The following is a 22,164-nucleotide window of genomic DNA, read 5'->3' as shown; positions in this document are numbered from 1 at the left end:
CTGTTGCACCACGCCTTCCACCGGATGGAGAAATTTTGGTTTGTATCTCTACCTTGGACCAGCAAAACTAGTACTCATGTTCATTTTCAATGATTGGTATATCATTTGTTGGCTCACCGCTATCCTTATTGTCAGATGCATAAATAGAAACGGTCTTTGTCAAAGCACCATGTTGAATCTCATATACCAGTATTTTTAGGTTACTAACCAGTTGTTTTCCTTTCTGAATCAAACTTTTACCGGTATTAACTGTAATTTGGGTTTTTTCCTCGACGTTTTGCAAAGCACTTTGCGCCTTGTTTCTGATTTCTACGGCTTTGTCTCCGATTTCGTGGGCCTGTACGGCAAGATCTTGGCGTAATTCCAATCCGCTCTTTGGAGCAAGTAATAACCCCGTTATTACTCCAGCAAGACTTCCAAACATAGCAGCCTTAATTACCATATTACCCTTTTTACTCTTGATATTATTTCCCATGTCTTATCCACTCCTATTAAATATTACAGTTTGAAACAATTAATATACCTTTGTCCTGTAGGTTACTCACACCCCTAAAAATCTATTTTTAAAAGTAAATTGCTGACAGTCATCGGATTCTACCAAATTAATATGTGACTGTTCGAAAGGGGCACCACCAGGTTAAGATTGCGAACTTGAACCATGGTAGAATACAATCATGATCATCTGTTTTCACGCCTTTTTTTATTATATGCTCTCCACTGGAAAAACTCCTCTTATGTTCAAGATATTCATATATAAAAAGTGTCTAGGGATTAAGGTAATCGATCAAAAGATGGTTGAAGCAAAGGCTTGAAGAAATCCAAGGGACAATAAACAGTAGGGACTAACTACTTGGAGAGTTTGATCATGAAATATTTAATGCGTTGGTTGAGAAGATGCAAAATTCAGCGCATTTTGTTTTTAAATTTTAAGATTAGATAAGGAAAGAAGTTTAAGTAAAAGAAAGAATCTTATAATATTTGTGGAATATTATAACTATCAATAATTATAGGGAAAGAGGGCAAGGGATGGCTAAGATTTTTGTTGTAGATGACCCCCAAAGGGGATCAGGCACATTGGCGCCTGATCCCCTTTGAGGTTAGTTAACGAAGGTTATCAAGTCTTCGTCAGATAATTTTCGATAGTATACTCTGCTAACCGCTCTTGAAGCCAAGGATCAAATTCTGTTTCCAATTTTTGATCCAACAAGGCCTCTTTGATTTTTGCAGTGCTATCTTCAAGAGTGGCTACCTTTGCTTCTTTTTTATCTTCTATTTTAATAATGTGATAGCCATACTCTGTTTTGACAGGATCGCTAACTAATCCGACTTCTAAAGAGAACGCGACCTCCTCAAATTCTTGTACCATTTCTCCTTTTGCAAAGAAACCAAGATTTCCACCTAGATCTTTGGTACTCTCGTCAGTCGAATACTGTTTAGCCAAATCAGCAAAATCCTCCCCTGCTGCAATCTTCGCTTTAACCTCGGTGGCAAGTTCTTCGGTTGCCACTAGAATATGGCTAGCATTAACTTCCTCGGCAACGGCAAGACTGTCTTTATTCGTCTCGAAGTATTGTTTTATTTCTTCTTCTGTTATAGGCTTATTGGCTTCAAGAAGGCGTAATATTTGAATATTCGTAACGATATTTTTCCTAAGATCATCTAGTGTAAGGGCATTCGTTTCTAAGGCTTGGTTAAAGGCTTCTTCACTATCAAAAGTTGCTTTCACTGTTGCTAGTTCCTTATCAATATCTGCCTCAGAAACTTGGATATTCTGTTTTTCGGATTCTTGTTTAATAATACTCTGTTGAATCAAAGTATCTAATGCATCGTTCCCCCCTTGCTGAAGTAGAAAATCCTGCAGTTCAGTCTCAGAAATCTCTACCCCGTTGACCTTGGCAACAATGTTGTTTTGAGTAGCATAAACAGATCCGATTCCAATTCCAACAACTAATAGGAGGGTGAATAGCCCAATGTAAATCGTCTTAATTTTTTTAAATATCATGTCTTTACTCCTTTAAATTCAATTAGTAAGTTTTAGAACGTTGGTTTAAAATATTCGGGTCCTTTGAACATCACGGGTCCCGAAGAACCCCTACGATCTTTAAATACTAGTCTTTTTTGTATCAAATAGCTGAATAGAAATAAGATTGTCTCAGTGAGCAGCTTTGCATAAAACAAGGGAACACCAAATTGGAGATTGATCATGTATAGAAGTCCATAATTCAAGGCCATTATGATGAGTACCAGGGTAAAGTACTTTTTCAGAGAACTTTGGAAGCCAGTCCGATTGCCTTTAGAGAAGACAAAAACCCTATTCAAAGTATAATTGAAGACTGAGCTACAAACTCTTGCTCCTACTACAGCAAGTAATAAATTTGGATATATTGACTGGATTAGTAGCAATAGGGCGATATCAAGTACACCAGACAGCAGGGAAGACGCACTGAATTTTAGAATCGGAAGATATACTTTGGCCGAATCGATAATGGTTCGGAAATGTGAGGAGTGGTTATGATGGTATACAGTATCAATATCCACCTCCCTGAAGGAGAAGTCTTCCTTGTCAGCTTCGAGCAGAATATTCATTTCATACTCAAATCGTTCTCCCGAAACACTACAGAGCCAGTCGAGCATATCAGAAGAAAAACCACGCAGCCCCGTCTGGGTATCATAAATCGATTTACCTGTAGAAAAGGAATAGACCATTCTGGTTATAGTATTTCCAAAACGGCTACGCATTGGAACGTTCCCTGTAAAACGTCGACAACCGAGAATAATGTGTCCTTTAAATGCATTAATTTCTTGAGATATTTTGAGAATATCTTGGGGTAAATGTTGTCCATCACTATCAGCACAGACAACGCCGTCAGATTCACCTGTTTCCTGAATATATCTGAACCCTGTCTTCAAGGCTCGGCCTTTACCTTGATTTGTTGTATGGGTTAATACAGTACACCCATAATCTTGGACAGTCTTGAAAATACCGCTGTAAGCATGGCCACTACCATCATCCACGACGACGATCTTAAAGTTGCAGACGGCCTGTAATTTCTCGATCAGGGCCAATAGTCTTATGTCTGGTTCGTATGCAGGAATCAGTATCGTCATTACATCCGACCTCCTACTTAATGAGTTTGTCGTTCAACTTAGGTCCAATCACCCTTTTATATACAAAATATCGCTAATTGAGCGTTCCGCTTGTTTACCTAGAGGGTTGTTCACAACTCTGCCCATAAAATACATGGTTGACGAACCTCCTCCGTCAAGATTATAGGCCTCGGTACAGCCAAGGTCGGCGAATACATCGGTAAACTCAGATAACGTCATACCTTTACTGTAGTTTTCCTTACGCCCATCGACGACCACGAAGACATAATGGTTAGCAGAAATCATGCCAATACCCGTTCGCGGATTCGAGCCTTGAATAGATCGATTTCCGAAATTACTATCCACCGAAACCTTGTCAAAGTCCTCAACGACTTCACCATTCTTAATGAGGACCGGACCAAAGGATAAGGTGTGAAGGGCACCATCGGCTAATAGGGAAGAGGCGGTTACATCCGTTTCGTCAAATGTTTGCATCGTCCCATTTTTTAATAAGACAGCACCAACACGAGCTGGTTCATCTCGGTACAATACACCATTACGGATTAATACCCCATCGCTGCGAAACCCGTAATAATCTCCATTGACCGCGAAGACGGCCTTGTTATCTGCGGCAATCTCTGAGGTTTTTTCAACAATGTTTTGTCCGAAGAGATCTTTGGCAAAGGCTGATTTTAAACTTGAAGAATCACTCAATTGAACGTCCGCCACAAAATAAGTGACCGTGTCTTTGCCTTGCCCGGTTTGTATTTTTTCAATGCTGATAGCCACGTTGTCACTTTTGTAGTTCCAATCATCGGACGACACGTTGCTTGCCGTTTCTGTAATAGCACTTTCAGTTGTTACTAATTCCTTACCTTCGACATGTTCGATCAAATAACGATCAGCAAGAAGGTATAACACGGAGGCAATGGCTAAAATTAGAATGAGCAGGATGTATCTTGCTTTGTTCGTCTTGACCTTAGTATCGATGATTGTTATCCTCCTTTACTGAGTTAATAACTCTATTTATACTTTACAAGGCTATCCTTAAATGAACCTGAGTTGAAGCTGAAATTCAGCTGAAATATTGAGCCAATTTCAGCTGAAAATATAAACAATAAATGGTAAAGGTCAAGACTACGAAGGTAGTCTTGACCTCTCACTCACTAACACTCACTGCATAATTGCGGGCGTTGTTCACTAGGGTTAACCCGATAGTCTTAAAACCTCGGTGGCACAGTCTGCGCGAGACAACGTCCTTTTGTGTTTATCTCTTGCGCTTGAAGAAGGTGATAAACAAGCCGGCAAGAAGGAGAACAAGTAGCGAAATCCCTGTTGTAATCAACTCTGTTATGCTACCTTGGCCAGTTGTTGCGTTCATATCGCCGCGGGGACCGCCCATGCCGTCCATTCCAGTTGGTGGACCGCCTTGCCCCCCTTTATCGAATTGGCGCGCACCATTTTGTTGGTCATTAGGCTCCTGTTGACCGTTAGCCTGATAGGGGTTAGTCTGTGCGTCAGGAGTCTGCTCAGCTTGTGTTGAGATGGCCGTGTTTTGGGCTTTGGCCTCGGGTTGCCCTTGTGCTGCGGTTGGTTCGTTCCCTTGGACATTATCTTCTCTCTGGCCCATGCCCATGGCGCCTCCGCGACTCTCGCCACTTCCTGAACCATCTCCAGAGGAAGGAATCGTTCCGTCAAGCTGTTGAGCGATAGTTTGAACATTAGAGGTATTGAAGGTTAGCAATTGTGTTACGCCTTGCTCATATTCTTCATAAGTGGAGAACGCGGATGGATCCGCCTTGACATAGGGATCGATCAGCTGGGTTAGTTCTTGCACTCTGGTTTGTAACTGAGCATCAGACAAGTATCCTTCGATGGCTTCATTAAGCATCTCATGATAAGCTGTTTTATATTCCTCCACTTGGAGTAACTTAGCTATAAGGGGTCTTTCAGACAAAGCACCTTGCGTGGGCTCATCGATTAAGATATTGGATCCCCCAAATCCTCCGAAGGCCATATTATAATCCCAGGGTAGTATCGAAAAGACGCCATCATCTTCATACAAATAATAATTATGCTTGTTTTGGCCCAAGTAGCTATCCATATTTGAAGTAAGCACGTTAAGAGCAACATAACCAAGTGTTTCTTCCACATCTAACACCTTTGCGTAATCCGTGCCGTTATTGAGTTCATTCAACATGTTGATAAGGCTATCGCTGTCGGAAGACTTTGATTTCTCCACTAGGCTTGAATAGGATGAAATATCTTCTCCCAACCACGTGAGATCACCACCAGAACCATTCATTTCGGCCTTGTACAATTCACCGGTGGTATTTTCGAAATTCCGTTCAAGGTAGGTATCTCCTATCTGCTCCACCGCGAGATAAAAGCCCCAGAGTTCGTCATTGACGTAGATATTGACGTAGGAGTATTTAGGGGTCGGTAGTCCCATTTTCTCGGCTAATTCATACGTTAGAAATTCACGCAGATAGGAGGCATCGCTGTACATATTGTTGAGGTTGATTTTAGTCAGTCCAGCCAACGACTGATTGTCCATATATTCATCAAACGACAGCTTAAGGCTGTAACGCTCAGAATCCGTCTTGCCAATACTCCGTAGGGACGAGTTGCCTTTGGCACGTATGCCGATATTATCAAGCTTTATGCCGTTATATTCGACAGAGGCGGTTTTATATTCCTCCTCCGTGGCATTTTCAATGAGATTCTGAAAATCATTGTCATCCATCGTAATTTTCACATCGACGACTTTGTCCTTGGGAAACACCGTTTCGTCTAGGACTGCGTTGTTGTCTATAACTTCTGAGTTGCTCGTCGAGGGGACGGAGGCATCAGTTTGGCTGAATCCCCCATTAGTCATGAACCCGACAATTAGTACGATGACAAACCCGAAAAGAAGAAACGGTACTGCAAGTTTGGACTTCATTGATTATCACCACCGATCATGATACAAAATCACCGCTGTAACTTATGAGTACGGCATTTTTCACGCCAACAAGTGCCGAGATTTGGTTGACAAAACTGCTTTCTTTGTCTTTGACTCGAACTTCAAGTGTTATTTCAATATTGTCTTGCGATATGGTTTTTTGTTTCAGGTTGTATCGTTTGGCATGTTTGTGAACTAGGCTGAGAATATTTTTTTCGCTATCGTCGCCGTCGCAATTCACCACTAGTAGGTAGGGTGTTTCAAAGGAGGACTTTTTAATAAAGATAAACATCACTAAACCAATCATTATGGATCCAACAATGGCGAGGGAATAGAATCCTGCGCCGACCACGATACCTGCAGCGGCACCCCAGAAAATGAAAATCAGATCCGTTGGGTCTTTAATTGGAGTTCTAAAACGCACAATACTGAGTGCGCCGACCATACCTAGGGAGAGGACAAGGTTCGAATTGATGGCAATGATAATCATAGAGGTAACCATCGTGATACCAATCAAGGTCACATTAAAGCTCTTCGAATATAAGACACCGCTAAAAATTCGCTTATAGAGTAGATAGATGAAGAAGCCGATAAAGAAGGCCATCGTCATCGTGATAAGGACTTCTGAGATCGCGATATCGGAAACAAAATTACTAGTGACGGAGTTTTTAATAATATCTGAAAAGGTAAGTGCTACATCTGTGTTCATACGTTACTGGTCCTCCCATGCATTCAATTTAATAAATTTTCTACAAATAACATATTTCGAGGCGGACTGATGTTGTAAACCCTCCAACTGCAAGGCAGTTCGAATAGGGCTGGGTAAATACTCATCGAATTTAACCTCCAGGATGATCTGGTTTTCGGACAAGGCCCGAACCATACTCAAATCTCGACTGAAAAGATCCGTGCGGTGTAAACCACTTTTCAAGTCTTTATCGAAGGTAATGCGAACATTGCCGTTAGAATGAGTGTAAGGCTCTCTAACATAGTCCACGATCACCTTGGGTCGCAACAATCTATGGGTCATTTCGTTGTGCAATTCCATTAAAAACGGCTTGCTCGGGATGTTGAGTTCATGAAAGTCACAGGCGAGGATGTTGTCAGCCATTTCTCTGGTGAGTAACTCTTTGATTTTGGCAATATACTCCCCATTCTTAATCTTTTTTTCAAAGTGAATCACCTTGTCGTCTAAATTGTACATACGGATCCGGTATTTTTTTCGTTGACGTATTCCTCCTAACTTTTCCGTGAGCGCCGTGTTACCGATGTCATCAAAGTATAAGCTGCGAATATGGTACTCTCCCGTAGGACTGACGTGCTCATCGGGTTGCATTAGGTTTTTAAGACGCTGCCGAATTGTGTAATATTGATGAAAATTGACAAAGAACTTTAACTCATGACGATATTTAATGGGCTGGTTCAGTGTTCACACCTCGTTTCTCCTCATGTGTAATGTTTAATTGGTATAGTGGCATTATAACTAAGCTTTCTGAATCACAATTGAAGATGGACTGAATGTTTGCTGAAAACATGCAAAAAGATATGCTCCCCTTTAAAGTAACAGATTTGTATTCTTTAATCTGTCTACCTTAAGGAGAGCATATCTTTTTTTGCTCTTGACGGCTCAACCCAACGAGTAAAAACCATATTTCAATAAGTTTCCGTCCCCAACGATTCCAGATCGTTGGGGACGGATCAGGCCTCAACGTCCAACGTCATTTCTAAGATTTTATAGGACAGATAAAGCTGAAACAAAATATCAACGTCATTAAGGTCGACATTTAATATACTCTCGATCTTTTCTATCCGGTTAAACATGGTATTGCGATGGATATTCAAAACTGTAGCCGAATCCTTGATGTTTTTAAAATTACAGAGATAGATATGAAAGCTGTGGACAAAATCTGTGCTGTAATTTTTATCATATTCGATCAGTTTGAGCAAGGAAGGGTGCAGAAACTTTTTATATTTTCCGTTAGCAACATGAAGATTTAGAACATCATAAATAAGGTAATCAGCATAACTGAAAAGATGAATCTCTTTTCTGACAAGATTGCCCAGCTTTAGCGCTTCAACGGACTCCAGATAATGTTCTCTTACTTCCGTTAAGTCAGTAAATGAGCGACTGATACCTGCCTGTAAATTATTAGTTATAATGAATTCTCTTAAAACCTTTGATTCAATCTCCAGAAAATGTATTTCATTTTCACAACTGGCGAGAATTGAAATATTGTGATTATAGATTATTGCATTAGCGTTAGCTAATTTAATCTCAACTTCTTCTCTCAAATAAGGAAGCGTTGACTTTGATGTATCCAAATTTTGGGTGTCCAAGCATATAACAAACAGCTTGCGTTTAAACTTTAAACCTAATGTTTTCATTCGTTCATTAATTTTTCTTTCGTCATCAAACTTGCCATCGAGCAGATCGAGGAGAAAGCTTTGATGCAGCATGCCTTGAGATAAATGATTATACTTATTTTTTTGTAGCTCGATCGAAAAGGCATCGCAAAGGATGGAGACGATTTCTTTGTCGCTCTCTCTAAAATCCTGGTTATGGGCGCAAGCCACCAAAACAGCCACATTCCTATTGTTGATGGAGATTTTCCCGATAATTCTGGGGTATTTACAGTATGGGTCCAACCAGTAAAAAGGTTCTTCATGCTTCACTATTTCGTCAAAGAGGCTGTTCTTAGCATAATACGAATAGGTTTGGAAAATAAAATTATTATTCAGCTGAAGCTCGTTCCAGACGGGGTCATCGGCTACGTTGGTTTCGCCGGTTGAAGCAAGAAGCTTTACGCTAAAGTCAGTTATCGTAAAAGGGTTGCCCAGCATTTGATATCCCAGATCGACTAGGGCTTGCAAGCCGGACCCTTTGCTGAGTGTCTTTACTAACTCCAGGGAATAGCGAGCAAGAAATACATTATCCTCCATAGGTGCCTCCTTACTAGGTGATTGTGCACTATGCACTTTTTTAACAGAATATTATGTCATATTTTACAAAGGGAGAACCTTTAAAAAAACGAATATAAACTGTAGAGATGTCTATACAAATAATATCTGAGGAGGGGACAGCAACTAATCTTTATTATACCTAAGATGAATTGCTTTAGCTAAAGGTTTTTTAATCCTCTTATGAAGTGTTGCTATTCATGAATCTGCAAATTCAGCTTGAAAGTCAAATTAGAAATGGAGGTAGATCGATCTTGATAATCATCGGTGAAAAAATTAACGGTACAATTCCTTCCGTAGCAAAGGCAATCGCTGAAAAGGATGCAGACTTTATTCGGAATCTGGCTAAAGCTCAGGCAGATGCAGGAGCTGCATTTATTGACGTATGCGCATCGGTTGAGAACAGCATAGAACTCGAGACTATAAAGTGGCTTATTGATCTGGTACAGGAGGTTACAGCTACACCTATTGCTATCGACAGCCCTAATGTACGTATCTGTGCAGAAGCGATTAAATTCTGCAACAAGCCTGGTCTTATCAATTCGGTATCCATGGAAGGCGACAAGGTTGATGTAATATTCCCGCTTATAGCTGATACGAAATGGGAATGCGTTGCCCTCTTAAACGATGACACAGGAATTCCTCAGGACTCTGAGAAACGCATGGAAGTCTTTGCTGCCCTCATGATCAAGGCAAAAGAATATAACATTGATCCGTCCCGCTTGCACATTGATCCTTTGGTTCAAATGCTTTGCACCTCGGAAGACGGAATCAACTCAGTAACAGAAGTTATAAGAGCAATCAAAGCACAGTATCCGACGATTCATGTCACTGGGGGAGCAAGCAATATTTCCTATAATCTCCCATCTAGAAAACTCGTGAATCAAGCCTTCATAGTTTTGGCGATGGCAGCAGGAATGGACAGTGCGATCATTAACCCGTTAAACAGAGATATGATGGGCATGATCTATTCCACTGAAGCACTCAAAGGTGAAGACGAATACTGCATGGAATACATCGGAGCATTCCGTGAGGGTAAATTCGGTGAGAAAAAATAGTCATCAATAATTATTAAGGAGGAATTTATAATGTCTAAAATTGCAGAAGTAAAAGCCAAAGTAGAGGCAGGAAAAGCGAAACTAATCGCAGGGTTGGTACAGGAAGCCTTAGACGAAGGAAACGCAGCTGGAGATATTCTTGAGGCTATGATTGAATCAATGGGCGTTGTCGGTGATAAATTCTCCACAGGTGATCTTTTTGTTCCTGAAATGCTGATGGCAGCTAAAGCCATGTCCAAGGGTGTAGAGGTACTCAAACCTTTGCTCACAGGCGAGAGCACTTCTTCTCTCGGCACATGCGTTATCGGTACGGTTGAAGGCGATCTCCATGACATCGGCAAAAACCTCGTTGCCATGATGATCGAAAGCGCCGGATTTAAGGTCGTCGATCTGGGCGTAGACGTATCTGCAGAAAAATTTATAAATGCAGTCAAAGATAATGAAAATGTAACCTTAGTGGCCTGTTCAGGACTTCTTACTTCAACAATGCCTGCGATGAAGGGCACCGTTCAGGCGCTCAAAGCCAGTGGATTAAAAGGGTTTAAGGTCATCGTCGGTGGTGCGCCTTTAACAGAAGCATTCGCAGCAGAAGTCGGTGCCGATGGTTTTGCTCCCGATGCAGGAAGTGCCGCTGTCAAAGCTAAAGAATTAGTAAGCGCTTAAAAACTAGGCATTAGAAGAAGGAGGCCGAAATATATGTTAACAAAAAGACAGAATTTAATGGAAACAATTAAAGGTGGAAATCCTGATCGATTTGTCAATCAGTACGAATTTATGGATATAATACTGGAAGTTCCAGTAAAATCAATGACCACACCAGGTACAGAGTTTAAGAATAATTGGGGCATTACCTTCAGATGGCCGGAAGGTCAGCTTGGTCAATTTCCTGTGCATGACGATGAACACAAGGTATTGAAGGATATCACAGAGTGGAAAAAATACATTAAAGTTCCTACTATTGAAAATTCAGATGAGGCTTGGGCTGTAGCTGTAGCGCACGCAAATTCTGTCGACCGCAACGACCAATTTGTAACTGCGTTTGTTGCACCTGGTATCTTTGAAATGACGCATCACCTCATGAGTATGGAAGATGCCTTGATGGCGCTCTATGAAGAACCTGAAGCTATGCATGAGCTCATCGAAACCCTTACTGAGTATGAGTTAGCCTATGCCCAAATATTGATAGATCGTATCCATCCTGATGCATTATTCCATCATGACGACTGGGGAAGCCAAAAATCTTCCTTCATTTCACCTGCCATGTTTGAAGAGTTCTTTTTACCAGCTTACAAGAAAGTTTATGCCTTCTATAAAGCGAATGGTGTTGAATTGATCGTGCACCACAGTGATTCTTATGCGGCTAATCTGGTTCCCTATATGATCGAGATGGGAATAGATATCTGGCAGGGAGTTATGACAACCAACAATACCCCTGAGCTGATTAAGAAATATGGGGGACAAATCTCCTTCATGGGAGACATCGATAGCGGTACGGTTGATTTCCCAACTTGGACACCTGAAATAGTTACGCAAGAAGTCGAGAGAGCTTGCAAAAATTGCGGAAAGTTATACTTTATTCCTTGTCTAACTCAAGGTTTGGGTTTCAGTTCCTTCCCAGGTGTCTACGACAGCGCATCTGCAGCGATCGATAAAATGAGTAAAGAAATGTTCTAAATGTATTAGTGAAGAAAATCAAATATACTCGGGTTAGAAAAGCCTCCGAAGTCTGTCTTCGGGGGTTTTCCTATTCCGATTAAGTTTTATGGCATTTATATCGTTCTCGCCCGATGATACAGGTGATTGGAGTTAAGTTTATTAAATCAGACATAGATGATTTCATAAACTTAACTCCAATCACTAGAAAAGAAGAAGGTAATATTAAGCATTTTAGTCAACTAGAAAAACGTACCATTTTACTATTTATCCCTCTTGGACTAGGTGCTTTGCGTAAATTCTAAGTGTTTCCATCTTTTCGCAATTCGGGCAGACGTTAATTTCATCTTTAGAATTTGCAGTATAGTTATACTCCTTCTCACATTTAGGGCAGATAGGGCACTTCTTATCTTCACTCATTAGCAAACTCCGCCTTTCTTTTCTTCTGACAACTGATCATGTAATTTCTATAAATTGTCTAATACAAGGAAGTTACCTTCTAATATAATATGCATCAAATATCTCATTCACCCAACAAAAAGTAATTTCCTTCTTAAGGGTGCACTAGAATTATCCTGCTAAACAATCTATTGGAGCTAAATACACGTTATAATCGATATAAAAATTGAAGACCTAGCATTTATTTATTTCGGACATTGTGTTACAGTAGTTTAGAAACTGCAAAAATATCGTTTTTTCTACAAAATATTGGGTAGTGAGGAGATTGATTATGGAAAACGAACTACAAAAAAAGTACGGCCTTATAACTGCTATAGCAATGGTTATTGGTATTGTAATCGGTAGTGGAGTATTTTTTAAAGCGGAGAAAGTTTTAACCGCTACTGGTGGCAATCTTCCACAGGGTATCTTAGCCTGGACCATTGGCGGAATAATAATGATCGTCTGTGCCTATGTTTTCGCGACGATGGCAACTAGATATGAGAAAGTGAATGGAATCGTTGACTACGCTGAAGCGACTCTTGGCAGTAAGTACGCTTATTTTATTGGTTGGTTCATGGCTGCTATTTATTATCCAACGCTCACCTCTGTACTTGCCTGGGTTTCAGCCAGATACACATGTGTTTTGCTGGGATGGAATATCGTTGGCGCTGAAGCGATGGCCATTGCTGGTTTTTATCTGGTTGGAAGCTATGCTTTAAACGCGCTTTCTCCAAAGCTTGCCGGGAAGTTCCAAGTCTCTACAACTATTATCAAGGTTATTCCACTTGCTCTGATGGCAGTCGTCGGGACAATTGTCGGTCTAAGTAACGGTGTTTTGGTTAGTAACTTCACTGGTGGTGTCATTGTTAATGTGACCAGTACTAACCCGCTTTTTACCGCTGTTGTTGCTACCTCTTTCGCTTATGAAGGATGGATTATTGCAACCAGTATCAATGCTGAACTGAAGGATGCAAAGAAAAACCTGCCTCTAGCACTTACCTTTGGAACAATGTTTGTTGCGCTGATTTACATTCTGTACTATACAGGACTGGCCGGAGCTGTTAGTAACAGCGTTATGATGGAAGGCGGCGAAGCAGGGGCAAAGCTCGCATTTTCTACGGTCTTCTCTAACATGGGAGGAACAGTTTTGTTCGTATTCGTTGTAATTTCTTGCTTGGGAACATTAAATGGTTTGATGATGGGTTGCACCCGCGGTTTCTACTCTCTGGCAGCTAGAGATATGGGTCCTGCACCAAAAATTTTAAAATGCATCGATGTAAACACCAATATGCCAACTAACTCTTCGATTATAGGTCTTCTGTTAAGCGGAACGTGGCTTTTGTACTTTTACGGTGCAAATCTGACAGCTACCCCTTGGTTTGGCCCGTTTAGTTTTGATAGTTCTGAACTTCCCATTGTTAGTATCTATGCAATGTATATCCCTATCTTTTTTATGATGATGGCAAAAGAAAAGTCTCTGAACTTTTTTAAACGTTTTCTCATGCCTACGCTTGCTATCTGCGCTTGTGTCTTCATGGTGATTGCGGCTATCTATGCCCATGGCAAGGCAGTATTCTTCTACCTAATTATTTTCTGCGTTATTATGCTAATTGGGATGCTTATAAGCTCTAAAAAGTAAATAATATTTTATCACGGTTTAGTGTGTGTTCTATTAAGTAAGGACTACGCCCCAGAGGATGTACGCGGAGACAGTTATGATGATAGAACGGAAATAGCTTGGTATTTGGAGGTTTCAGAGTTAATTTGATTGTATATTTTAAGTTTCCTTGGACGCAATGTTCTAAGGGAACTTTTCTTTTTTAGGGTAGTATTTTTGCGCTGAAATGGAAATATTGAAGAGGGCATAAGGGGGCGGTTAATTATTTACACTATAAGGACAAGATGAACTTAGTTTCTTTTAGCCTTGACATATTTACTAACCTTAGAACTATGGGAAACGCAGCTTTTCGAGGAAATCCAATAGCAATATTTAATTAGCGTATAAAACTATTGACTTAGAGTGAACTCTAAGATATAGAATAAAACTATCTTAAGAAGTGTTTTAAATACTCTGAGCAAGTAGAGATACTAGTAAGGCTAAATGTATGTCCTCTAGGTACAGGCTAGGGCATGAAAGTAGATGTATCTCACCACGATAACCGAATTGATATTTAGAAAGAAGTGAAACAATATGGAATACGCAAATTATGGAAAAACAGGGATAAAAGTGTCTAGATTTGGACTTGGTTGCATGCGATTTCCTTCTGATGAAAAAGAAGCTATTGAAATGGTACGTTACGCCATCGATAATGGAGTGAATTATCTTGATACCGCCTTTATTTATAAAGATAGCGAGATCATAACGGGAAAGGCTTTAAGGGATGGCTATAGAAATAAAACTTACCTAGCTACCAAAAGTCCTATTTGGAATATAAACAAACATGAAGATTTCGAGAAATATCTAGATGAAGAATTGGTGCGACTTGGAACAGATCATATCGATGTATATCTTCTGCATAATATGAATCATGGCCATTGGGAGAAGGTCAAAAACTTTGATGGCTTTACTTTCTTAGATAAAATGGTGAAAAAAGGAAAAATACTTCATAGAGCCTTTTCTATTCACAATACCTTAAAGGCATTTAAAGAAATCGTAGATACCTATGATTGGGAGATGGCTCAAATTCAGCTTAATATACTGGATGAGACGCAACAAGTTGGTGTTGAGGGTTTGAAATATGCTGCAGACAAAGGCTTAGCAGCAGTTATAATGGAACCGCTTAGAGGTGGCTATATTCTAAATACTGTTCCTCAGGAAGCTCAGGATTTGATTAATCAATATCCGGAAAAGCGTACTTTGGTAGAGTGGTGTTTTAGATGGCTTTACAACATGCCAGAAGTTTCAACAATTTTAAGCGGCACAAGCAGTTTACAACAGTTAAAGGATAATTTGAAAATTTTTGAACAGGCAGCTTCAAATGTTATGTCAGATGAAGATTTAAATTTGATTAAAATGATTCGTGAGGCTTACGAAGCAAAAAATAGCATTGGCTGTACCGGTTGTAGATACTGTATGCCATGCGCACAAGGGGTAACAATTCCTGAAATATTTAAGCTTTATAACAGCCAACAGCTTATGAAATCGCATCCGATAGATACAGTAGTATATCAAAGTAATTTGGTGCCTGCAGGTTCTGGTGCAGATCAATGTGTGTCATGTGGAATCTGTACAGGAAATTGCCCTCAGACTTTAGAAATCCCAGAGTTATTAAAAATGGTCCATGCAGAGTTTATGGACAGCAGTAATGCAATAAAAAGATAACACCATGCATCATTATATATGACTAATCGCTCACACACGTTAGTGTCACAATCAATCACAAAGGTCAATCATCATTGAATCCCTTCAAAATAAAATGCTATACTAACCTTGATTTTGAACCTGCATCTTGGCAAATATGAATATACAAAAAAATTTCCACAACTGTGGATTTTGAATATTTTCCGTTTGAGGTTCATGATAAAAGCCGTAATTCAATAGAGATTATCGATAGTATGGGAATACCCTATCAGCAATGGGATCTTCCATGTATCAAATAAATGAGTAAATTATGGAGGAATTATGATGACCAATATAATTAGTGAATTTAAGGAAATTCCAACAACCTGCATTTCTGACGCAATGAATGGGTTAAATAACTTGGATTCATCCGTTAAACCACTAAAAGAAAACTATAAAATTGCTGGCAGAGCGTTTACCGTGAAAATACCAGTAGGAGAAAACCTGGCTGTGCTGATAGCGATCAGGGAAGCAAAGCCAGGTAATATTTTAGTCATTGATGCAAAAGGAGACACCTATCGGGCTATAGCTGGTGATTTTATTGTCGGAATGGCTAAAACATTGGAGTTAGGTGGAATTGTAGTTGACGGAGTAATTAGAGATATTATGGGGATCAAGCAGTTGGATTTTCCGGTTTTTTGTAAAGGCACTACCGTAGCCGCTAGCAGCAAACATGATCAAGGAGAAATTAACGTTCCTATCTCATGTGGTGGAACAACAATTTATCCAGGGGACCTTATCGTGGGTGATGTTGACGGCGTTGTAGTTATTCCACAAAATAACGAAGAGGAGATTTTAAGAAAATCTATTGACAAATTCAATAAAGATCAAAAACGTGCAGAAAGTATTTCGGGAAATCCAGATAAAGTAAGAAAATACCTGGCTGATTTAGTTTAACGTCAGATAAAGATCTAAATTTGCTTAAAAATGATTTCGTGAGGATTATAAAGAAAAAAGAGCGTTAGCTGCACTGGTTTGAATAAACTGTCTGACGGAAGAGCTAACTCCACAAAAAGCACAGGGCAAGTTATTTTGCCTGTGCTTTTTGTTTTTTTGTTTAGGGGGGGGTTTGTTATAAAATTTTCGTTGCTTCCAATATTTTAATAAATTTCTATTGTAAATAAGCTATGAAATCTATGAATACTTATTAAAGCTTTTCAATATAAATGATTATATGCTAATTACTTTCAAAATCGAATAATTAGAGATTCGAAGCTTAGAGAGGGCTTGAGGACATGATAGAAGGAAAAGAAAACTGGGTAAAATTGGAAAGAAATCTTCGCCAGATAGAATTGTTTTTGGATCAGAAAACACGTAGGTACCTGATTTTAAAAGGCATTTCGAATGCCCGCTTTATTTTGCTAGTTGAGGTATACTTCAACCCCGGCCTTTCATTAACTGAACTTTATGAAAAAATGTGTGTAACTCTCAGTACCGTCAGTAATCTTACCGATCAACTGGTTATTAGTGGGCTGTTGAGTAGGGAACGGCGTTCAGATGACCGCAGGGTTATCGAACTAAATCTTACAAAGGAAGGACATGATTTGCTTGAAGATATTCTTAAGTACAGATACAGCCTTATTAGAAATATCCTGGAGGGAATGCCAGCAGAGAGTGTAAGCAGTTTTGTTAAGATTATCGAAGAGTTCGTATCTCACGTCTAAACCGGAAAGAGTGTGGAAATATTTCTGTTCATATGAAGGGGCGGAGAATAATGGATTATATGGAGAAAAGTAATATCTGTGACGAACTCGGAACAAAGGAGAAAGGGTTTTATATTTACTGTATTATGCTGGGCGACACAGCAGTGATAGAAGACCATAAGGGGATCGATGGTATTGGCAGCCTTTTTTCAACACAATATCGCAACCTTACTGCTGTTGTAAGCGAGGTGGAGATTGATACTTTTAAAGTACAAATATCAGCTGTAGGTGAAGAAATTGATATGGAGTGGATTGAGGAAAAGGCCCAAACTCATGAAAAGATAGTTGAGAGATTGATGAAAGAGAATGTTCTTCTACCCGCAAGGTTTTGTTCAATTGTGAGAAAAAAAGAAGACATAATAGCTTATATAGCTGACAATTACCATGAATATGAGAGAGCACTCGAAAGAGTGAAAGGTCGAGAGGAGTGGGGTGTTAAGGCATACTTGAGTTCTGAAAAGTTTAAACAGTTCATTATCGATAATACTCCAGAAATTAGAGAAAGAAGTGAAATGCTTTCCTTCATGTCAGTCAAGGCTTCCTTTCTCATTCAACTCAAAATAGACAACCTGATTAAGGCACGAATGGAAAAACGTTTTGAGGGGATTATTCCACACATTGTAGAGCTACTGCGAGATGCGAGCGAGCACGAGTCAATTTTGGATGTGGAATCTTTCAATCAACAGCAGTTAGAAAATCCTCTGTTTTTCAATGCGTCTTACCTTGTAGAAAAAAACGCATTTCATGATTTCAAGCACAAAATAAACAAATTATCCGCTGAACTTGAACCAGAGGGGATAACTTTGGTAGTTAGTGGGCCATGGCCTCCGTATTCCTTTGTAGAAGATGAGAACAAATCAGATATTGAGCGGTCTTTGGTACGGTTACTCTTTCCTATAAGCGGTATAAGAGGAGTCGGAAAGAATTAACACTAGTTAAAGAAAAGAGGGCGTTAAGATGATGGAAGCAGTTCGGGACAAAAATGACAGGTCGTCTCTTGTAGATGTGATAGACAGGCTTTTGGATAAAGGGTTGGTAATTAATGCAGATATTACAGTATCTGTAGCCGGAGTGGAGCTGTTGGGTATAAAGGTTAGGGCCGCCCTGGCCTCTTTTGCAACTGCAGCAAAGTATGGCCTTGAATTCCCCTCTGGTACCAATTACCAGACTGAAGCATGGAAGATAGCACAAGCCGGTGTGGAAACATGCCCTCAGTGCGGCAAGGAAGTGAGTAAAGAAGAGTTACTCACTGAATGTTGTCCTTGGTGCGGCTGGATCAGCGCCAAAGCTGAACTGAGATTAAAAGAGAGAGAGATAGCAGAGATGCAGAGAATATCTGCGCCAATACCGCCTATGCTTCAGAGATAATGCTTTACAAGTATTAACGGTAGAACTTGGCGTGGAGGAGAGGCAGGATGAAGCAGCGGAGAAATAGACCTATTAATAAAGAAGAGTTCAGGTTATTCATGGATGCTCTGGACGAGAAGAGCAGGAGGCTATTCTGGCATTTCCGATGTCATGGACACGTTAGACTTGCCGAACTGACTGAACTTATTAATGCTACTAACAATATGGAGGTCTTATACAGACTAAGAGAGGTAATAAATCCCCTAGCCGTAAGCATTTTGGGCAGGTCTTTGGTGGATTTTTGTGAATCCAGGATTGACCGAGTTACCGGGAAAAAGGTGCTTTTTCATTGGTGGTTGCAGGATTTCACAGAAGTTAACCAACTTCAGACAGAGGTCGGGGGGAAACCAGCCCTGGATCTCTTTGATGAACATGACCATATTGTCATAATCTCTGAGGTATCTCCCTCATTGACAGTAAGCGATCAGGTGAAAGTGGAGCAGAGGCCGGGTATCCTAAGTATCAGGCTAGATAAACTCCGATAAAATCCAGGGAAGAGGGGGAGTGGCCATGGCCATTGATATTAATGAGGACAATTTGAAACACGGCTTACTGGGGTTGGTTATGGCTCTGGTAGAGATTATTAGAGATTCTTTAAAACACCAAGCCCGTGAAAGAATGAAAAGTGGGATTTTAGCGGATAAGGAGATGGAGAGATTAGGGAGGGCCTTAATGGAACTCGATATAGCCATTGAGGAAATAAAAGAGGAACAGGGAATTACCGAATCGGTAAAGGGTGTAAGAGATGGATTGGATGAAATTGTAGATAGTGTTGTAGACAGGCTTCTAAATCCTGAGAGATGGGCGGAAGAAGCGGATCAGTGAATAAAGGACAAATCGAATAAGTCTTTAGGCAAAGGTAGGGGTGATTATGGAGTATCTATATCTATCGATGTTTCTCCAGGAGCTTGGCAAGGAGATCAATGAAACAAATATACAAACGATTTTTGCTGCTTTGGACATGGAAGCGGATGAGGCTAAAGTTCAGTTTCTGATCCCCGCATTGTCCGTTTTAACAACTGCTCATCGGAAAACGATCAATAAAACAGCGGAACCTTCTCATGGTCAGCAGATCAGCTATTTGCAGAAACGATTTGAGGTTTTGGAAAACTCTCTGACAAAAGCCGCTGAGAAGAAGGCATTCCCCAAACACGAGGAGCCGGGAAGATTAGCGGTCAACGCGGACAAAGAAAAGGTGAAAGAGGCAGATGAACCTGAGAAAGTAGTGCAGAAACAACCTGCCCGGTATGTGTATGGTATAGCCGATCAAGGAATAAAGGAACTTCTGGGACCAATAGGTCTGGATGGTAACGAAGTCTACACAATTCCTTATAAAGACACCTGTGTCATTGTTCACGACTGCTCAGCGGAGCCTTACAAATCAGAGGATGAGAACGTAGTAAAGGAATGGCTTTTCACTCAGCAGGAAGTACTGGATTCGGTAGCGGAGAAGTTTGGCGTGGTGCTTCCTATGAGCTTCGATATGATCGTAGAGGGAAAGAACGGAAGTGATCCTGATCAAGCGGTAACGGAATGGCTAGAAAAAAATTATGAAACTTTTCGCGCAAAGATGTCTGTTCTTAAGGACAAGCAGGAATATGGAGTCCAGGTCATCATGGACACAGGCATTATAAGTGAGAGACTCATTGCAACCGATGAAAAACTGAGAATGAAAAAGGCAGAGATCGACACTAAACCGGAAGGAATTGCCTATATGGAGAAAGAAATTTTGAAGGACCTTTTGAAGGAAAAGGTTGAGGAGAGTGCTGATCAGTACTTTCGGGAGTTTTACCACAGGATTAAAGAATCCACTGAGGACATTGTCATAGGAAAGGCTAAAAAGGTTGGGGGAAATCAGCAAATGCTGATGAATCTGTCTTGTTTGGTGAAAAAAGACAGGGTCAGCGAATTAGGAAATGAGCTGGAGAAGATTGAAAACGTCGATGGTATTTCGGTAAGATTTAGTGGCCCATGGGCGCCTTACAGCTTTGTCACTCCTGAAAAGGGGGTGACAAGAAATGGAGAAGACCAGTCTGAATAGTGGCGAAAAGATGATCTTACAGGCACAAGGCCACTTACAGTTTGGAGCCTCATGGAAGCAGGGTCATTTTTTCCTTACGAACAGGCGGCTATATTTTATCCATATTGCTAAAAAGCTATTTGAAGTCAGCCTGGATCAGATTACCGGAATGAGCATTGCCAAAAGGAGCTGGCTGCTGGGGGTGAGAGTGAAACAGCTATGTATTAGCTACAGCGCTGGCCTTGAGACGAAGCAAGTCTACATAACCTTGGTAGAACCTAAGAAATGGGTTGAGGCGATTAATGAAAGTATGACACTTATGCTGGCCGAAAGGTGGAGTTACAATGGAGCCAACCCGGAGCTCCCAGGCAACACTGAATGACCTGCTGGATAGAATCCTTGACAATGGTATTCTGTTAAATACAGACCTGATTATATCTGTAGCCGGGATTCCCCTCCTGGGTGTTAATCTCAAACTAGCCCTGGCAGGGATGGAAACCATGTTGGAATACGGTATCATGCAGGATTGGGATGAAGCCCAGCGTGCTGTGGCTATGAAAGAAACAGAAATTGATAGGCCTTCCTTGGGGAAAGATGAATATATCATTTTTTCCGTATTCGGAACCCACTGGTACAGCAAGGGGATCTATAACAGTTGGCGGGCAGGCACACTATATATTACGAATAAAAGGCTGATCCAGTTCAGGAAAATGCCCTCTGAAGTTTTATTTGAAGTGTACTACGAAGAGATCAGGGCGATGGCTCTTCGGGAAAGGGATCACTTCACAGGCAGCAAGCGAAAGGAACTACATCTCCTGTTAAGGGAAGATGACGTGGCTCAGCTGCACACAAAAGATTCGGATGCCTTGAGAAAAGTCTTGGAAAACGCCATTAAAGCTAAGGGACTAAGCCTGGCAGAGAATCTTGTCTTCCCGGATAAGAAAGAAGTGCCGGGCGACTTTCTAGAGCAGGAGGAAGAGGTGCATCATTCGGGTCAGATGTGGCATCAGATCTCCTTTTTGGAGGATGGAAACACGCGCTATCAATGGAAACCGGGACACTTATATCTCACGAATAAGAGGCTCTGTTGGTGGTATGATTTTGAAAGAAAGCTGCTTTTGGAGATTCCTTCTGAAAAGCTTCAACACGTTACCGTGCAAAATGTACAGTTTGGAAGTGCACCAGTAGAGGAAAAGTCTCTACTGGTATTATATAAAGAGGGAAAAGAAAATAAAGTGGTCTGCTTTTCATTCAATGAAGCGTCCCTGCGGGAATGGGAGAAAGTGATTGGAGAACTGACCAAGGAACATGATGCCGGAAAAAGGATGGAAACATGTCCCAGGTGTGGCAGAAAAGCAACCAGGGATGATTTGCTCATAAACGGCTGTTCACGGTGTGGATGGGTGAGTCACAGGATACAATAAGGAGAAAGCTTATAAGCCTAAAGGTGGGGTGAACCGGGATGACAGGCATGCTTTATGTCGGAAAGCAGGGATGCTTGCTGGCAGACTGATTCCTGTTTAATATTATTGCGATTTATGTTTTATTTTCTC

The 22,164-nt window shown here is 40.7% G+C and carries 23 protein-coding genes; 14 read left to right on the top strand and 9 right to left on the bottom strand.

Annotated features, from left to right (window positions below):
• Positions 1–67: 67 nt before the first annotated feature.
• From E4K67_RS15920 to E4K67_RS15885, 8 genes are all read right to left on the bottom strand, one after another.
• Complete coding sequence (locus tag E4K67_RS15920) at positions 68–475, bottom strand: YtxH domain-containing protein (RefSeq protein ID WP_135548392.1); 408 nt, start codon at positions 473–475, stop codon at positions 68–70.
• A 639-nt stretch (positions 476–1,114) separates the two neighbouring features.
• Positions 1,115–2,002 carry a peptidylprolyl isomerase gene (locus E4K67_RS15915; RefSeq protein ID WP_135548391.1) on the bottom strand — a complete coding sequence of 296 codons (888 nt, stop codon included), beginning with the start codon at positions 2,000–2,002 and terminating at the stop codon, positions 1,115–1,117.
• Between the two features lie 32 nt (positions 2,003–2,034).
• Complete coding sequence (locus E4K67_RS15910) at positions 2,035–3,108, bottom strand: bifunctional glycosyltransferase family 2/GtrA family protein (RefSeq protein WP_135548389.1); 1,074 nt, start codon at positions 3,106–3,108, stop codon at positions 2,035–2,037.
• A gap of 48 nt (positions 3,109–3,156) precedes the next feature.
• Positions 3,157–3,981: a phosphodiester glycosidase family protein gene (locus tag E4K67_RS15905; protein WP_243454495.1), complete on the bottom strand. Its 825-nt coding sequence runs from the start codon at positions 3,979–3,981 to the stop codon at positions 3,157–3,159.
• A 373-nt stretch (positions 3,982–4,354) separates the two neighbouring features.
• The gene (locus E4K67_RS15900; protein ID WP_135548385.1) at positions 4,355–6,031 is read right to left on the bottom strand and encodes a CotH kinase family protein; all 1,677 of its coding nucleotides are present in this window, start codon (positions 6,029–6,031) and stop codon (positions 4,355–4,357) included.
• A 16-nt stretch (positions 6,032–6,047) separates the two neighbouring features.
• Positions 6,048–6,740 carry a DUF4956 domain-containing protein gene (locus E4K67_RS15895; protein WP_135548383.1) on the bottom strand — a complete coding sequence of 231 codons (693 nt, stop codon included), beginning with the start codon at positions 6,738–6,740 and terminating at the stop codon, positions 6,048–6,050.
• A gap of 3 nt (positions 6,741–6,743) precedes the next feature.
• Complete coding sequence (locus E4K67_RS15890; protein ID WP_274594884.1) at positions 6,744–7,445, bottom strand: polyphosphate polymerase domain-containing protein; 702 nt, start codon at positions 7,443–7,445, stop codon at positions 6,744–6,746.
• 284 nt (positions 7,446–7,729) lie between these two features.
• Positions 7,730–8,971: a PucR family transcriptional regulator gene (locus E4K67_RS15885; RefSeq protein WP_135548378.1), complete on the bottom strand. Its 1,242-nt coding sequence runs from the start codon at positions 8,969–8,971 to the stop codon at positions 7,730–7,732.
• 272 nt (positions 8,972–9,243) lie between these two features.
• Here E4K67_RS15885 and E4K67_RS15880 point away from each other — a divergent pair, with 272 nt between their 5' ends.
• The 3 genes from E4K67_RS15880 to E4K67_RS15870 are packed head-to-tail and all read left to right on the top strand — an operon-like array spanning position 9,244 to position 11,721.
• Positions 9,244–10,047, top strand: coding sequence for a methyltetrahydrofolate cobalamin methyltransferase (locus tag E4K67_RS15880; RefSeq protein WP_135548376.1), 804 nt, complete (start codon positions 9,244–9,246; stop codon positions 10,045–10,047).
• Between the two features lie 30 nt (positions 10,048–10,077).
• Complete coding sequence (locus tag E4K67_RS15875) at positions 10,078–10,710, top strand: corrinoid protein (protein WP_135548374.1); 633 nt, start codon at positions 10,078–10,080, stop codon at positions 10,708–10,710.
• 33 nt (positions 10,711–10,743) lie between these two features.
• Complete coding sequence (locus E4K67_RS15870; protein ID WP_135548372.1) at positions 10,744–11,721, top strand: uroporphyrinogen decarboxylase family protein; 978 nt, start codon at positions 10,744–10,746, stop codon at positions 11,719–11,721.
• Between the two features lie 246 nt (positions 11,722–11,967).
• Here E4K67_RS15870 and E4K67_RS29785 read toward each other — a convergent pair whose 3' ends face one another.
• A complete protein-coding gene (locus E4K67_RS29785; protein ID WP_158408495.1) occupies positions 11,968–12,120 on the bottom strand; it encodes a hypothetical protein in 153 nt (50 codons plus the stop codon).
• A 310-nt stretch (positions 12,121–12,430) separates the two neighbouring features.
• On the opposite strand from E4K67_RS29785, the gene E4K67_RS15865 reads away from it, so the two are divergent.
• The 11 genes from E4K67_RS15865 to E4K67_RS15815 all read left to right on the top strand — a co-directional run bounded on the left by E4K67_RS15865 (position 12,431) and on the right by E4K67_RS15815 (position 22,035).
• Positions 12,431–13,780: an APC family permease gene (locus tag E4K67_RS15865; protein WP_135548370.1), complete on the top strand. Its 1,350-nt coding sequence runs from the start codon at positions 12,431–12,433 to the stop codon at positions 13,778–13,780.
• A gap of 552 nt (positions 13,781–14,332) precedes the next feature.
• Complete coding sequence (locus tag E4K67_RS15860; protein ID WP_135548368.1) at positions 14,333–15,463, top strand: aldo/keto reductase; 1,131 nt, start codon at positions 14,333–14,335, stop codon at positions 15,461–15,463.
• 300 nt (positions 15,464–15,763) lie between these two features.
• The gene (locus tag E4K67_RS15855) at positions 15,764–16,378 is read left to right on the top strand and encodes an RraA family protein (RefSeq protein ID WP_243454494.1); all 615 of its coding nucleotides are present in this window, start codon (positions 15,764–15,766) and stop codon (positions 16,376–16,378) included.
• A gap of 338 nt (positions 16,379–16,716) precedes the next feature.
• On the top strand, positions 16,717–17,145 hold the full coding sequence (locus E4K67_RS15850; RefSeq protein ID WP_135548366.1) for a MarR family winged helix-turn-helix transcriptional regulator: 429 nt from the start codon (positions 16,717–16,719) through the stop codon (positions 17,143–17,145).
• Positions 17,146–17,195: 50 nt separating this feature from the next.
• Positions 17,196–18,113 carry a GvpL/GvpF family gas vesicle protein gene (locus E4K67_RS15845; protein WP_158408494.1) on the top strand — a complete coding sequence of 306 codons (918 nt, stop codon included), beginning with the start codon at positions 17,196–17,198 and terminating at the stop codon, positions 18,111–18,113.
• Between the two features lie 28 nt (positions 18,114–18,141).
• Positions 18,142–18,552: a gas vesicle protein gene (locus tag E4K67_RS15840; protein WP_135548362.1), complete on the top strand. Its 411-nt coding sequence runs from the start codon at positions 18,142–18,144 to the stop codon at positions 18,550–18,552.
• Positions 18,553–18,599: 47 nt separating this feature from the next.
• Positions 18,600–19,076 (top strand): hypothetical protein, encoded by a 477-nt coding sequence (locus tag E4K67_RS15835; RefSeq protein WP_135548360.1) that lies wholly within the window; start codon positions 18,600–18,602, stop codon positions 19,074–19,076.
• 25 nt (positions 19,077–19,101) lie between these two features.
• Complete coding sequence (locus E4K67_RS15830) at positions 19,102–19,416, top strand: gas vesicle protein K (RefSeq protein ID WP_135548358.1); 315 nt, start codon at positions 19,102–19,104, stop codon at positions 19,414–19,416.
• Between the two features lie 46 nt (positions 19,417–19,462).
• The gene (locus E4K67_RS15825; protein WP_135548356.1) at positions 19,463–20,632 is read left to right on the top strand and encodes a GvpL/GvpF family gas vesicle protein; all 1,170 of its coding nucleotides are present in this window, start codon (positions 19,463–19,465) and stop codon (positions 20,630–20,632) included.
• Positions 20,610–20,993 (top strand): hypothetical protein, encoded by a 384-nt coding sequence (locus E4K67_RS15820; protein WP_135548354.1) that lies wholly within the window; start codon positions 20,610–20,612, stop codon positions 20,991–20,993. Before E4K67_RS15825 ends, E4K67_RS15820 begins: the two co-directional genes overlap by 23 nt.
• Positions 20,956–22,035: a gas vesicle protein gene (locus E4K67_RS15815; RefSeq protein WP_135548352.1), complete on the top strand. Its 1,080-nt coding sequence runs from the start codon at positions 20,956–20,958 to the stop codon at positions 22,033–22,035. The genes E4K67_RS15820 and E4K67_RS15815 overlap by 38 nt, the downstream gene beginning before the upstream one ends.
• The last annotated feature ends 129 nt before the right edge of the window (positions 22,036–22,164 follow it).

The sequence above is a fragment of the Desulfosporosinus fructosivorans genome (assembly GCF_004766045.1).
Lineage (GTDB): Bacteria > Bacillota > Desulfitobacteriia > Desulfitobacteriales > Desulfitobacteriaceae > Desulfosporosinus > Desulfosporosinus fructosivorans.
Note: the sequence above shows the minus strand (reverse complement) of the source record. Positions and strands in the feature narration are given on the sequence as shown.

Excerpts from the sequence above, each read along its gene's own strand:
- E4K67_RS15850 (WP_135548366.1), top strand. The coding sequence starts at position 16,717 with ATGATAGAAGGAAAAGAAAACTGGGTAAAATTGGAAAGAAATCTTCGC.
- E4K67_RS15845 (WP_158408494.1), top strand. The coding sequence starts at position 17,196 with ATGGATTATATGGAGAAAAGTAATATCTGTGACGAACTCGGAACAAAG.
- E4K67_RS15885 (WP_135548378.1), bottom strand. The coding sequence starts at position 8,971 with ATGGAGGATAATGTATTTCTTGCTCGCTATTCCCTGGAGTTAGTAAAG.
- E4K67_RS15910 (WP_135548389.1), bottom strand. The coding sequence starts at position 3,108 with ATGACGATACTGATTCCTGCATACGAACCAGACATAAGACTATTGGCC.
- E4K67_RS15835 (WP_135548360.1), top strand. The coding sequence starts at position 18,600 with ATGAAGCAGCGGAGAAATAGACCTATTAATAAAGAAGAGTTCAGGTTA.
- E4K67_RS15915 (WP_135548391.1), bottom strand. The coding sequence starts at position 2,002 with ATGATATTTAAAAAAATTAAGACGATTTACATTGGGCTATTCACCCTC.
- E4K67_RS15830 (WP_135548358.1), top strand. The coding sequence starts at position 19,102 with ATGGCCATTGATATTAATGAGGACAATTTGAAACACGGCTTACTGGGG.
- E4K67_RS15855 (WP_243454494.1), top strand. The coding sequence starts at position 15,764 with ATGATGACCAATATAATTAGTGAATTTAAGGAAATTCCAACAACCTGC.
- E4K67_RS15870 (WP_135548372.1), top strand. The coding sequence starts at position 10,744 with ATGTTAACAAAAAGACAGAATTTAATGGAAACAATTAAAGGTGGAAAT.
- E4K67_RS15865 (WP_135548370.1), top strand. The coding sequence starts at position 12,431 with ATGGAAAACGAACTACAAAAAAAGTACGGCCTTATAACTGCTATAGCA.
- E4K67_RS15840 (WP_135548362.1), top strand. The coding sequence starts at position 18,142 with ATGATGGAAGCAGTTCGGGACAAAAATGACAGGTCGTCTCTTGTAGAT.
- E4K67_RS15825 (WP_135548356.1), top strand. The coding sequence starts at position 19,463 with ATGGAGTATCTATATCTATCGATGTTTCTCCAGGAGCTTGGCAAGGAG.
- E4K67_RS15895 (WP_135548383.1), bottom strand. The coding sequence starts at position 6,740 with ATGAACACAGATGTAGCACTTACCTTTTCAGATATTATTAAAAACTCC.
- E4K67_RS15875 (WP_135548374.1), top strand. The coding sequence starts at position 10,078 with ATGTCTAAAATTGCAGAAGTAAAAGCCAAAGTAGAGGCAGGAAAAGCG.
- E4K67_RS15860 (WP_135548368.1), top strand. The coding sequence starts at position 14,333 with ATGGAATACGCAAATTATGGAAAAACAGGGATAAAAGTGTCTAGATTT.
- E4K67_RS29785 (WP_158408495.1), bottom strand. The coding sequence starts at position 12,120 with ATGAGTGAAGATAAGAAGTGCCCTATCTGCCCTAAATGTGAGAAGGAG.
- E4K67_RS15815 (WP_135548352.1), top strand. The coding sequence starts at position 20,956 with ATGGAGCCAACCCGGAGCTCCCAGGCAACACTGAATGACCTGCTGGAT.
- E4K67_RS15900 (WP_135548385.1), bottom strand. The coding sequence starts at position 6,031 with ATGAAGTCCAAACTTGCAGTACCGTTTCTTCTTTTCGGGTTTGTCATC.
- E4K67_RS15820 (WP_135548354.1), top strand. The coding sequence starts at position 20,610 with ATGGAGAAGACCAGTCTGAATAGTGGCGAAAAGATGATCTTACAGGCA.
- E4K67_RS15920 (WP_135548392.1), bottom strand. The coding sequence starts at position 475 with ATGGGAAATAATATCAAGAGTAAAAAGGGTAATATGGTAATTAAGGCT.